Source organism: Sphingobacteriaceae bacterium, from assembly GCA_002319075.1.
Lineage (GTDB): Bacteria > Bacteroidota > Bacteroidia > B-17B0 > Aurantibacillaceae > Aurantibacillus.
Genome location: NVQB01000001.1, coordinates 465,815 through 478,819, shown reverse-complemented (window position 1 = coordinate 478,819; position 13,005 = coordinate 465,815). Strand labels below are relative to the sequence as shown.

The 13,005-nt window shown below is 36.8% G+C and carries 13 protein-coding genes; 2 read left to right on the top strand and 11 right to left on the bottom strand.

The features are described from left to right. The first annotated feature begins 96 nt into the window (after positions 1-96). Together CNR22_02270 and CNR22_02265 are read left to right on the top strand one after the other, a co-directional pair. Positions 97-828, top strand: coding sequence for a hypothetical protein (locus CNR22_02270; protein PBQ30645.1), 732 nt, complete (start codon positions 97-99; stop codon positions 826-828). 116 nt (positions 829-944) lie between these two features. Further along, entirely contained in the window at positions 945-1,193 is a 249-nt protein-coding gene (locus CNR22_02265) for a hypothetical protein (protein PBQ30644.1), read from the top strand. A gap of 65 nt (positions 1,194-1,258) precedes the next feature. On the opposite strand, the gene CNR22_02260 is transcribed toward CNR22_02265, so the two are convergent. The 11 genes from CNR22_02260 to CNR22_02210 form a co-directional block, all read right to left on the bottom strand. After that, on the bottom strand, positions 1,259-2,209 hold the full coding sequence (locus CNR22_02260; GenBank protein ID PBQ30643.1) for an alpha/beta hydrolase: 951 nt from the start codon (positions 2,207-2,209) through the stop codon (positions 1,259-1,261). 145 nt (positions 2,210-2,354) lie between these two features. After that, on the bottom strand, positions 2,355-3,365 hold the full coding sequence (locus CNR22_02255) for a hypothetical protein (protein ID PBQ30642.1): 1,011 nt from the start codon (positions 3,363-3,365) through the stop codon (positions 2,355-2,357). A 92-nt stretch (positions 3,366-3,457) separates the two neighbouring features. Continuing rightward, on the bottom strand, positions 3,458-4,306 hold the full coding sequence (locus CNR22_02250) for a hypothetical protein (protein ID PBQ30641.1): 849 nt from the start codon (positions 4,304-4,306) through the stop codon (positions 3,458-3,460). A 94-nt stretch (positions 4,307-4,400) separates the two neighbouring features. Further along, positions 4,401-4,982 carry a hypothetical protein gene (locus tag CNR22_02245; protein PBQ30640.1) on the bottom strand — a complete coding sequence of 194 codons (582 nt, stop codon included), beginning with the start codon at positions 4,980-4,982 and terminating at the stop codon, positions 4,401-4,403. A gap of 113 nt (positions 4,983-5,095) precedes the next feature. Next, positions 5,096-5,518 carry a hypothetical protein gene (locus tag CNR22_02240; GenBank protein PBQ30639.1) on the bottom strand — a complete coding sequence of 141 codons (423 nt, stop codon included), beginning with the start codon at positions 5,516-5,518 and terminating at the stop codon, positions 5,096-5,098. A gap of 173 nt (positions 5,519-5,691) precedes the next feature. Continuing rightward, a complete protein-coding gene (locus CNR22_02235) occupies positions 5,692-6,084 on the bottom strand; it encodes a hypothetical protein (protein ID PBQ30638.1) in 393 nt (130 codons plus the stop codon). Between the two features lie 24 nt (positions 6,085-6,108). Beyond that, the gene (locus tag CNR22_02230) at positions 6,109-6,654 is read right to left on the bottom strand and encodes a hypothetical protein (GenBank protein PBQ30637.1); all 546 of its coding nucleotides are present in this window, start codon (positions 6,652-6,654) and stop codon (positions 6,109-6,111) included. Positions 6,655-6,704: 50 nt separating this feature from the next. Next, positions 6,705-7,439 carry a hypothetical protein gene (locus tag CNR22_02225; protein PBQ30636.1) on the bottom strand — a complete coding sequence of 245 codons (735 nt, stop codon included), beginning with the start codon at positions 7,437-7,439 and terminating at the stop codon, positions 6,705-6,707. A gap of 209 nt (positions 7,440-7,648) precedes the next feature. After that, positions 7,649-8,299 carry a hypothetical protein gene (locus CNR22_02220; GenBank protein PBQ30635.1) on the bottom strand — a complete coding sequence of 217 codons (651 nt, stop codon included), beginning with the start codon at positions 8,297-8,299 and terminating at the stop codon, positions 7,649-7,651. A 250-nt stretch (positions 8,300-8,549) separates the two neighbouring features. Next, positions 8,550-12,236 (bottom strand): hypothetical protein, encoded by a 3,687-nt coding sequence (locus CNR22_02215; GenBank protein PBQ30634.1) that lies wholly within the window; start codon positions 12,234-12,236, stop codon positions 8,550-8,552. 119 nt (positions 12,237-12,355) lie between these two features. After that, positions 12,356-12,907 (bottom strand): hypothetical protein, encoded by a 552-nt coding sequence (locus CNR22_02210; protein ID PBQ30633.1) that lies wholly within the window; start codon positions 12,905-12,907, stop codon positions 12,356-12,358. Positions 12,908-13,005: the final 98 nt, after the last annotated feature.

The following is a 13,005-nucleotide window of genomic DNA, read 5'->3' as shown; positions in this document are numbered from 1 at the left end:
TAAAAATTGTCTCACCGAGCTTTATCAAAAACCGAGTGTTGATTACAAGGTTTGGTAAAAGAACTTCGCCACCGATTATTAAATAAATTGCATGCCATGGAGACAATAGTTCAATCAACCCTTGAAATTCTTAAAGAAATTAAAGCCAGTAAAAAATTTACAGAAGGTTTTAATAGTTCTCTGGACGGATGCAAATGTGAGCGATGCCTGGTGTCTCGTTACCGACATACCAGTCAACCTGAGTTAATGGATATTACTCATACCTACTGGGACTATATGCGTTATTGTATGGCCCAGGTTACCTTAAATGGTTTGTGGCTGGAGTTTGGAGTAGGTAAGGGAACTACGGCCGATTTTATTGCTGACAACAATGATGGTCATCTTGTAATTGGATTTGATAGTTTTGAAGGACTTCCTGAAGATTGGAAAATGAGTGACACACTTACTTATTTAAAAGGACATTATAAGTTAAGCGGCACTATTCCTCCTTTAAAAAGTAAGAACGTGAGACTGGTGAGAGGTTATTTTGAAGAAACGCTCCCTGATTTTTTAGCTCGCAATTCTCAACCCTGTGCTTTCGTGCATATTGATTGCGATCTCTACGCGTCTACGTTGTTCGTTTTAAATACATTGTATACAAATAATAAACTGGTGAAAGGCACGGTGATTTTATTTGATGAGATCTATAATTACCAGTATTTTGAAAATCACGAATTTAAGGCCTTCCAGGAATTTGTTCAGGTTACAGATTTAAAATATGAATGGGTGGCGCATACTGCCAGTCCTGTTGTATGGAATGGAAACCAAGCGGCAATAAGGATTCTTTAGGATTTTTGGAACAACCCTCTGTAAGAATAAATTTAGTTTAAATGTCTATTTCTCGACTACGATCGAAATGACAAAGCATTTAAATTGTACTTTTGTGCATGGCCAGACTAGAACAAATGATTGATGAAATAAGAGGATTACGTCAAGAAACAAATCACCGCTCTTCTTTAAGAATTTTAAATTTAATGCAGAATAATAAAAAATTATTTTTGGAAGAAGTAGATCCCGACTACCTGGAAATGGCCATAAAAAATTTTGAAGACCTCTGCGATACGCCATCTAAAGATTACAATACACCTGGTTACATAAGGGACTACGAAAAATACTACGAGAGTTTAATGTTTCACCTGAACAAAGTATTTTAATTTATCGCTGACAATCTTGAGACCCATAAGTCTTTGCATAAGCGGGCAGCGCCATTACGCGAAGTCTACTTTTCTAAAAAATCACTAATTAATTTGAATTCTTTTGCAGGTTCCTCTACCTGTGGATTATGCCCGCTGTTTTCAAACATAACATACTGCGCCTGCGGACAATATTCTTTGTATTTGATCATCATCGAAGGAACTGCCACACGGTCGTATCTGCCGCCGATTACAAGAACCGGCATCTTAAGGTCTTTTAATTGTTTACGAAAATCGAAAGTGCCTATATCGTTTCCAACAATAAAATCTCCGTCTTTCCCTACCATTTGGTAATACAATTTGGAATTGAAAGGATTGGGATAAGGTTTTCTTCCACGACTTTTGAAGTTATCGGGATTGTAGGCGTACATAAATCCATAGGGAACTTTTCCGTAAACTTCCTGGTGTTTGGCATCGCTTGAAATACCTCCTTCTTCGCGAATTTTCATTAATTCGTCCCAGACTTCCGGATAATTTGTTTTTATTTCGTGATTACAGTTATCATCATTTGCCTGCCACATAATAAAGCTGTGAAAAGAATTAGCAAGAATAAGATGTTTTACCTGGTTTGGATATTTTACCGCATAGCCTTGGGCTACCACACCGCCGTAGGAATGCCCAAGGATGTTTATTTTTTCAAACTTCATGGCTTTTCGCAGACCTTCCAAATCTTCAATGTCTCTCGATAAGGTATATTCAGAGACATTTTTCGCGGTGTCAGATTTTCCGCGACCTAAGCCGTCGAAATAAACCAGGGTATTTGTTTTACTTAAAGAATCAAAACTTCTGAGTCCGTAGTGTGTGCCACCTGGGCCACCGGCGATAAAAAAGATCGGATCGCCCTTTCCAAAACTAACGGTCCAAAGCTTGTAGCCATTTACAGTGTAAAATTTTCCATCGGTTTGACTATCGGGGAATGATTGAGAGAAAGAGCTTGTGAAAGTAAGAAATAGTGCGGCCAGCAGGAGGTTCTTCATAGGGATTGGTTTAGTCTGGCAAAAGTATTTAAAAATGCTGGAATGGCAAGGGCATAATGGGAACCATTAATCAAAAAGGAAATTATGGGATTCCTCGCTAAAAGCAAGTAAATATTAAGTAGTTTCTAGCTTTAAAACACGTTTCTCAATATTTCACAAAACGTTCGTATGTAACTTCACTGTCACTAAGGATTTTTAAAAAATATACTCCTTTAGGTAGAAAGTCGCAATCTAATACTATCTCTTCTTGTTCAACGCTAAAACTTTCGTTAACCTTTAATCCATGAATGTCTATAATTTCAACTGAGTTTAGACTATGCCTCTCGAAAGTGATTTTTATTTTATCGTTTGTTGGATTAGGAAATATTTTAAAGGTTTTTTTGGATTGATATTTGATACTGGTCCAAACAGTGCAATAGTCCTGAACGCTAGAAACGCAAACATCATCCACATAATAGTATGCCATGTTAAGCCTATGACCTCCGGTATTTCCATTTGGAGCGCGTCCGCCTGGACCAACAAATAAAGTGTCGTTAGCTATACTAGGCTTAAAGTTTCCTATGTAAATAAACTTCTCCGCTCCATTTGATATAAAACTTCCAGTAATTTTTTTCCATTTCGTTTTACTGAAGAGATAAGATGTTGTATCCGAACTGATTTGAGGAAATGCGGCGATAGTATCATAAGATGAAGATTTTGAGATGCTATCTTTAGAGATAAACATGCCTAAACGACCGGCGTAAATGCAGCTATCTGCAAGTTTTACAAAAAAGCTGACGTAGTATTTAGTATTACTGATTAATGTTGAATTCAAGCGAACTGCAATATATTCACGATACATCAGGTTAGGTAATGATTCAATTTTCATATTATTTGAATGAAATAGTCCTGCCATACCTGATCCGGAGTGCGCATAACTCGAACTGTAGCCTATTTGATTGGGGCCGGGGACGTTTACCCAAGAAGAAAGAGCAGAGCAACTATGATATAAATCAGATGTGCCATTAGAAGGTATGAACCAAGGGGGTGCATAGGATACTTGAGCTTGATCTGTAGGACAGGTAGTGACATAATCGAAACTCGGATTCGGCACAAGATTTTGAGATTTGAAACAAATCGCAAAAAGCGTTAGAATAATAGAAATTTTAATTTTCATTGCTATTTAAAAAAATGCGGAGTTGTTATGTTGAAGATGTATCTCAAATGTAATTATTATAAATGCTTGATAACTGAGATTAAGAAAATACTTTATTCCGAAAACCCCCGCACCGCATAGATAATCCCATTTGAGACAAGCACAAATTGTTTGTCACCCACCTGGTATTTTCCGGAAGCGGCGAGTTTGCCGTTTAAAAATGCTCTGTCTTCTGAACTGGGAATGTCTAGTTTTTGTTCTATGGTCAGACTTCCGTAATCGCCCTTGTAAGTTTTTCTGGTGAAATTTTGTGGAGTTTCACTTTCGTTTTCCGGAAATGTAGATAATTCTTCTTCTTGCAAATCCTCGTCCTTGTCTACTCGTGCGTGTTCTTCTGTGCGTTGCGGAATGGGAGTTTTAAATTTAAGTCCTGTAAAGTTTTCTATTTCTTCAACAAGTTCTTCCACGTCCCAGGAAGGCATGTTCTTTCCAAAGCGCATGCTTTTCGTTGCAGTTTCAATTTTAATATTTCCTTCATCAATCACATATTGAAGTTCTTTTTCCAAGACTGCTAGTCCTGTAACATCTATAAACGGATTGGTATCCATAGGATGTTTGGTGTAGTGCTGCTGAAAAAAACCAAAATAACGAATATCGTCCAAGTGAAAAGAGGTTTCTGTCGTATTTCCCTGAGTCTTGTAAATAACAGTTATCGTTTGTTTTGTTATTAGCAGACTTTCTGAATAAAAAGCTGCTTTTAACATGTTGTATAAGATGATCAGGACGCCGATCGAAACGGCTAAACAAATTATACCCAGAAGAGGCATTTCTTTAAAAACGTTAATTCCTGTGAGTGCTGCGCCGATTATGGTAATCAACAAAATAAGCGCGCGAAGTAAAAATCCTATTTTAAGAATGGATTTAGAGCCTGAATTTAGTTTTATGCTAAGGGAGTCTGTCATAAGAAATGTTTGGGTGTTTAATCAAATTTAAAAATAAAAATTAAATAAGGAAGTTCAGGATGGCGTGACGAAATTGCTGATACTGATTTTTATTCTAGGTCAAAAAATAATGGCCAAAAGCAAAAAGATTTGCGGTCCAGGTGATCCATAAAAATTTGTGGTCGAAACTTTCGAGCGCATCATTAAACTTAAAAGACATTACCGTGAGAATCGCAATACTAATGTAAAGAATCCAGCTAACGGCCAGCGGATATTTTATTTTTTCTCCCTTGCGAAAAAAATACGTTGCTTTTCCAACGCAATTGTGCTCGATGTTTAATTGAATTCCTTTGCTAAGATAGGGCATGGGTGTTCTTTCGAATAGAGCTTCATAATCTCCGGCTGGTGTTTCAAATGTTAGTTTTTCAACTTTAACGTTGGCGTAAGTAAGGTATATGCCTTTATCGGTCTGAAGAACTGTTTCCTGGGTTATTTCACCTGATCCGCCGTCCCAGAAAAAAATCCAGGTAAAAAATAAAAGGAATAACATTCGCAGAACAAATGTCGCCATGTAGAGCGGAGTTCTGTGATAGGCGAGATTTATGAGTCGTAGCTTTTCATCCTGCGCCTGCTTTTTTGCGTCAATCTTTGCTAAAAACTCTTCTCTTTCTTGTGTGGAGAATTTTCTTCCTGCCATTTTGTAAATGTCTATTTCGAAGATAGAGTTTTTTATTCTTTAAAAAGCAAAAAATAAAGGTCGCTATTTTTTAGCGACCTTTAAACCAATTTTTCGATTTTAGATTATATAGACTACGCGTTTTCGAGATCTGCTATAATAAATTTGGTCATTTTCATAAAAGCTGCTATTACTTTAGGCGCTCTCGCAGGATCAGACATAAGCTTAGCTAATACCGTTGGTACAATCTGCCACGACAAGCCGAATTTATCCTGTAACCAACCGCATTTATCGTAACGGCCACCTTCACCTAATTTATTCCAGTAATGATCTATCTCTTCCTGTGTTTCGCATTCAATCACAAAGGAATTGGCAGGCGTAAATTTGTACTGTGGACCACCATTGAGGGCCATGAACTTAAAACCTTTCAGTTCAAAAGTAACCACCATGGGGTTTTCAGCAGTGATTTTTGAATCTTTAAAAATACTGCAGTAGTGTTGGGCTGTTGCTTTGGCTTGTCCATCAAACCAGAGACAAGGATAGATTGGTGTTTTCATTTTTTTTATGCTAAAGTAGCAAGTGAAATTTTATTTCTTGATTCAGAATCCGACAAACTAAGGGGAGAATGCGACATGTGGAAGTTAATAGTTTATAGTCGATAGTTTATAGTCGATGGTGCATAGTGGATCGTCAATAATTTAGGGTGAATAGTTTTTAGATGTATTGTTACTTATTTCAATCTTACAAGCTTTCCCTTCCGCTTCACGATGTTTTTATAATCCCATTGAATCTCTTTTGCTTTTTTTATCCAACGTTTTAGATCCTTTATTTTTATTTGATCTGCAGATGTGTAAAGGATAGATGCATCTTTAAATTTTCCGGTACCTGGTTTTAGAATTTCTTCTTCAAAATCGGCACCGCTCCAAAACATTAATCGAATCCCAGCTTTTAATTTACTATACCCTACAATGGGATTGTCTTCTAAGAACCAGACTGGATGAGCATGCCAGATCTTGCTTTCCGTACTCTTTAATTCTTTGTCGATGGTTATGGCAAGGAGATCACAGATGTGTTTGTCGGCGAGGGCCTGGGTGTTGTTGTAGGAATTTATTTCTGCATTCATAGTTTATAAAATCATGTAGTTATTTTATTTTTTCATGGCTGTGTTTTTTATTAAAATAGCAAAAATCCAACTGCTTAAAGTTCCAAGAAAAAAATAGGCAAATAAGTTTGCAATAGCGTAGAAGAGCGCAGATCTAAATAACGGAGTTGCTTCCAAAGGTTTTATATGGATCAAAAGTTTTTGGGTGAAAGGTTCCGGCTCATTTCCGCTGGCATTCATTTCTTTAATGAGAGTTATTAAATCTTCAAAATAATTTGGTGAAGAAAGTTGCAGTGCAGTATAAATAAAAGTGGCGAAAATGATGGATGCAAGTAAACTCGTTTTCCATCCGAATGCGATTAACTTATGGTAAGTGAGGTTCGCGTTGTTCCTTTTTCGGTAAATGGCCTGGCCAGTAACAATGCAAAATGGTAAAAGCAAATAATCAAAATAGCCATAGGGACTCGCAAAAACAATTCTGCCGCTTTCTACAAAGCCAAAATCAGAGAAATAAACGTAATTGATAAGCATGTAGTAAGCTATGCTCAAAACTCCTGCAAGAAAAGCTATTTTTAGGGACAAGAATTTCATCTGACTTTTTCTAAAAAATAGAGTACTAAGATAATTAAAGCAATCACTTACTAAAATCTTCGCCCCATCAGGCCAGGTTCGGTCGGTTCTTTTCTTTCATCCAGTTGTGTGGGATCAATGCTCCAGTCCCGGGCTACTAACATGACGAGTTCTTCATCAGGATAGGTTAAATCTTCTCTTCCAAAATAGTCTTTCTGCTGAGCTTCTTCTGAAAGTGTATTGATAAGATTAAATTGTTCTTCAATGGCCGTAGGTTTGCCTTCGTAGGCTATTGTTTCTCCACTCTCGCCAATATAGGAGTACAGTCGTTCCATGTTACCATTGACAGCCTTCATCCAGCAATGAAATTCAACTACGCGATGCGTGCTAAAAAATTGGGCTTCTCCAAACTCTCCGCTTAAAGTTTTTAAAAGCTCTGTTGTTTCTTTAATGCCCTCTTTCGAATCGCCGGAAGGTAGACTGTTTCCTACAATCAAGTTCCAACTATCCATTTCGGGACTTATAAAAATACCGTCTTCATAAGCGGCATCAATTCCAGCTTTCCAGGTAGCCTCCCTTACATTTGTCAAGCCAAAATATTGCACAAGTTTTTCGTAGTGTGCCGATTTTACAGCAAACCAACTTGTTTTGTATCCGAAACCTACCGGACTGTTTACGTCTTTCTCTACTTCGGCAGGTTCAAAAATTGTATCATCATCCAATACTTCGGACGGCGCTCCGGAAGATCTTCTCGAATACCAAACTGCCAGGATAACGACAAAGATTAATAGAATAACTACTAACATATTTATAATTTTATATTTTGCTCATTCACTTTTGCTAAGTGATTTTTAAATTCCTCAAACAGGTCGAAAAAAAGTTGTAAGACTTTTTCGTCGTCTCCATGGCACTCAAGAATGAGGTTAGACCAACCTATTGTTAGCTTGTCATAGAATTTTTGTTCAATGAAAGCATGAATAAGCACACGACCAATTTACAAGCGCTTACAACATGTTTAGAGTTGAATGGGTTCTACATTCACTGTAAATTTCGTTTCGTTTCTGATGTCTTCATTTTTGCCTTCCCACAGGCCGTAAATCATAGTCATGTTATCGATGGGCGATTTGGAGATATCCGTAAAATCGAATAGGATAATTCGAATGTTTTGATCTTTTGTGAAGTCCACCTTTTCCTTAATGAGTTCATACATGGGTTTGTATTTTTCAACCATAGTATTACCGTAAACTGTAAGTCTTATTTGATTTGCTTGCTGTTTTTGCAGGTCTATCACCTTCATACCTTGCCCAACCTCATAACTTAGCTTCATACTTAAAATAAGTTTAAAATCGGGTACTGTAGGAGTAACTTTTAAAAATGTAAGAATGCGATGTTGTCCTCCGCTATTAAATTGAACAGCCCTGATAAGTTCCATTGAATAACTTGAATCTTTCTGGGAGCTACAAGTTATTGAAAAACATAGAAGGTTTAAAAATAAAGTTAGTTTAAAAAATAGTGTTGATCTCATATGGGTAAAATTTATTTTAATATTATTGACATTCAAGGTTAAGTTTAAAAACTTTTTTTTCCAAAAAAAATATTTAAAATAACTATTGGGATATGAGGAAATTGAGACTTTATGTGGGCGACCAAAAGCAGCCGATTCCAATAGAGGAATGCAAAAAAAAAGACCATTCTTTTTGAATGGTCTTTTTCTTAGTGTTTTTCTCGGCTATAGGTTTTAGTATCGTTCACTGTCTTTCTCGACTACGCTCGAAATGACAGTCGACTACGCCCGAAATGACAGTCGACCTTACACTTGCTGGCCCTAACATCCATTGGATGTTAGTCCTGCTCGAAATGACAGTCGACTCTGCTCGAAATGACAATTTGGATGTCAGTTCGAGCGTAGTCGAGAACTACGCCTCTACTTCCGTTACAATACTTGGGAAGATCCTAACGTTGTTATTTTCTTCTCTTCTGAACTGGTACGTGTATTTGTAGTGACTCTCTAATCCGGATTTGTTTGGAAGACCGTTGATCATCATAATGTTTCTTGTTTTTGCAAAATGCAATAACTCACGCAGGTAGTGGGCAGAGATCTGTCCAACCTCGTCGATGATACAGTGTACTTTGAAGTCAGTACTGCTTCGGTGCGACGACTCTTTAATAAACACGTGCAACAAAGTAATGTAGATAATCGATTTCACAAGGATATCGGTTCCTGTACTTCCAATGCTGTCGATTTTATGTGTCCAGCCGGTTTCGTTTGTACCTTCTTTAATGTTGAATTTCAATTCAAATAAATCCTGTAAACGGATTTCTTCCTGCTCTTGTTCTTTAATCGCAGAACGTAATTGTTCTAATAATTTAACCGCACGACCACTGATCTCACGTTTAGTACCCGTTGCGAAGTCGGTATTGAATAAGCCTTCATTGTACACCAAGCCGTTTTCTTCACGGAATTCCTGGATACGTTTTAATAAACGGTAAACTTTATTATCAGACTCTTCTAAACGGATCTTAATAAATTCAATCAATTTATTTTCTTCGAACTCAGCTTTCTTAAAGTCTTCCGCGATCAAACCAATGATGTGTTGAATTTTATCTTTTTGTCCGCTTAACTCTTTTACCTTAGTCGCGATACTATCTGTTACCAGACCAATTTGTGTAGCAGTTTCTGCGATTGATAATTCAATTTTATTTTCGTTGATGAATGAACGTAAATTTTGCGCAAAACGCTCGTATTCCCCTTGAGTAGCATCGTTACGAATCACAAAGTTAAAGTGATTATCAATTCTGAATTTACCGGCGAATTCGTTTACAAAACGTTGAAACGCTCCGTACTCTTCGTTAAAGTGAGAATCGTTTTTTAATAACTGCGTACACAAATCCATGATGTGGTAATTGGTACGTTTTGATTCCGCACGTTCAATGATCTCCGCATACTTCGTGTACACAGGCGTTTCGCGGAAGTTATTGCTGTAAAAATTGATCCCGTTATTAAAGTCAATTAACTCTTCATCAAAAGCACGTTTTTGTTTGTTGAGCTCCATACGTTTCATATTAAACTTACGGGTAGCTTCTTCCAACTGTGCTGCTAAATCGTTGTTGCTTTTTACAAACTCTTCTTTTTTCTGAATCAAATCAGGGAGACGGTCAAAAGTTTCGCGTTTGTCTTTTAAATAATCGCTGATAATTTGTGCATACTGTTCAATTTCTTTCAAGGCATCCTGAAGTTCTTTCATGCGACCTTCTACGGATTTCAGTTGTTTTGCGTCAACCCCTTTACTTTTGAAATTGCTGTCTTTTTCTTTCGATAATTCGTCTTCTTTGTTTTCGAATTCTTTTACCTGGTTTTTCTTTTCTACTTCCAGTTCAGAAACTTCTACTTCTTGTCTTTCTTTTAATTCAGCAAGACGCTCTTCGTTATATACTTTTAATTTTTCTGTTTGTTTATTGAAGTCCTCCACCAATAAGTTTTTCTTCTTGGTTAAGATGGCCAATTCTTCTTCAATGATGTTTAAACGTTGACGGTTACCGGTAAGGGATTGTTCTACTTCTTTACCGGCGCGGTTTGTCCAGTCTGATAATTCTTCGCCTAATTTAAATTCTCTTTTTTCAGCAAGCTCTAAAGAGTAGGTGAGTACTTTTACATCTTCCTTTAATTCGCCTAATTGTTTACCAAATTTGTCGGCCGCCAACATTTTTTCTTCGTTGTTAGCTACCTGGAATTGGTTTAGCGATTCTTCAAGGTCGCGAATTTGAGCGAGACGTTCATTTTTTTCAAATTGGTACTCTTCAATAGATTTAGAAACAATTTCAACTGGCTCTAAATTTAAGCTGATACCATAGAGCGTATTTGCTGCTTCCTCACTCAGTTCCGGAGAAATATCCGTACGGAATAATAATTTTTCATTTACTATTTTACCAATGGTTTGGTGCCAGTTTTTTACATTTTTCTCAAGATATCCGTAAAACGCATCATGCTGAACATTTAACTTTCCTTCAATATCCTTGATCTCATTTTTAATTTTGATGATCTCGTTATTGATCTGGTTAACGCGGTTGCTCAAAGATGTTTTTAATTTCACCTCTAAAGCTTCCCACTCGCGTTGTAAAGTCACCACCATGTTTTGTTTGATGGCGCGCTCACTTTTGTTTTTATAATTTACAGCACGTAACTCGGCTAATTCGTTTTCGAGATTTTTTATCTCTTCTTCATAAAAACGAGTTGTGCGAATTACTTTTTCTTCACTTTTTAATTCGTTGAATTCGATTTGTTTGGCAGTTACTTCGGCGTTCATTTCACCGAAAGCCTCGTCGCGCTTATGTTTTAGCTCCGCGTCACGTTTATTGAATTCATTTTTCTGTAATAGTTGTAATTCGTTGTAGTGATTAAAGATCTCGCTGGTGCGTGAATTAATTTTATTGATGTAGGCGCTTTTATCGTTACGTAATTGTTCGATCAAAGAAGAATATTTTAATTCTATGCTTGCTACATTCGATGTTAAACTCTCGTATTCTCTGCGGGCAATGTTTAGTTCAACCTGTAGTTTTTCGCGATCCGAATTTTTTTCAACGGCTTCGTCGATATTTTTTTCTTTGTATTCTTTTAATTTCTTGTTCGCGTCGCGAATGGTGCGATCGTAGTAACCGATCTCTTCACGGAAATTGTTTTGTTTGTTTTCAATCCCTTCTTTTAAAGTTTCGTGTTCGTTGGATAGAACTTCTAACTCTTCTTCTTTCTTTTTCGCGGCTTCACGAATGGCTTCATTTTGAGATTCAGCAAAACGAAGACTACTTCCTAATTTATCGGCCATTTCCATCTGCGCACCTTTCAGCATATGCACCTGGTCGTATTTTTTATCAATCATCTCAATCAATTGCTGAGATTCTTTTTTCAAATACGTTTCGATATCGGAATACTTTTCGTTGAACTGACGAAGCTGACGTTCTACCTGTTCTAATTTTATAGAACTGCTTTCGGTCGTTAAAGAGTTAGCAATAAAGTCTTTAATAAAGCGAGAATCCACACTGCTCTTGCTCGACAAGAACACATTGGTAATGGATTTTGGAATGTTTTGATATTTTTCGTTTCCTTTTAGTAAATGGAATTTCGAAAGTTGTTTATCGGTCTCTGTTCCGAAAATAATATTTCTGTAACGTTCGAAAGTATCAATCTGGTTAGAAATATAGACCCCGCGTTTTTCAAGATTGGAAATAATCTCCTTGATCTTCATTGCCTCATCATTAGCATTGAAGAAAAAATCAGGATTATAAGCTGCATCCACAAAACGAAAGACCAATTTGTTGTGACGGTAAACGATCACAAAAAACGGTTTATCTTCTGTGGTAATCTCATAGATTAAAAAAGAGTTCTCATAGCGGAAATAATGTTCTTCAAAAGGTTTTTGAGAATTGGCAATTCCCAAGCCACGGCTATTTGCACTATAAAAGAAGAGAATGGCACGCTGTAACGAAGTTTTACCAAAGTTATTGGTCCCCACGAAACAGGTATTTCCACTCAATTCAATATCCGCGTACTTAACGCTGGCAATATTTATTTCTACAATTCTATTTAGTATTCTGCAGTTATTTTCCATTCTTGTTTTTCTTTTTTTTCTTTGTTGAAGTTCATTTCTCGACTACGCTCGAAATGACATTCACTAGTATAACGTTTTGGATGTATTTTTTGTGTCATCCTGAGCTTAGTCGAGGAGGACTAGTTATAAATCAGTCCCTGCGCGTTATCTGAATTTCCTGAATCTTCATAAATCGCTACTGAATTAATAACATCCAGTAGATAAGTATAAGAATCCATCACTTTATAAGATTCTGTTTTTTCGTCCTCTAATTCTAAATAAGAATCACGACTCATTAAGTCGCAAATCTCACGCACTTTATTGTGTAAAGTTTCAGAACGGTAAAGGGGAATTTTTTGCAATTTTTGTTTCAAACGCACATTGGCATTACACTCTTCAGCAATTTCACCTGGTCTGAAACGGCTACCAATAGTTATTTTATTGTCCATACTCGCAAACAGATCAATGATGTCAATGTATCTTTCAAACCGTTCTAGTTTTTTCTCCAGTTCGGAATTTGGTTCATGTAATTTTGAGAAGTAGAAAAAATTATTTCCTCGCTCAATGTTGTAACGAATTACATTAAAGTAAGCCTGTAGCCTGTCGAAATTATCGGGATTATTGATAATGTCGTATAAGCGGTTCATACCGTCTCTCGTTCCATTGCTGGAAATAAAATTTCCACGCGCCATCACCGAGAATATCTCGTGAGTTTGTTTCGGTAAGTTGAAGTCTTCTGCCTGCATTTAAGTCTATAGTTTATAGTTGATAGTCTCTAGTAAGTTTTACA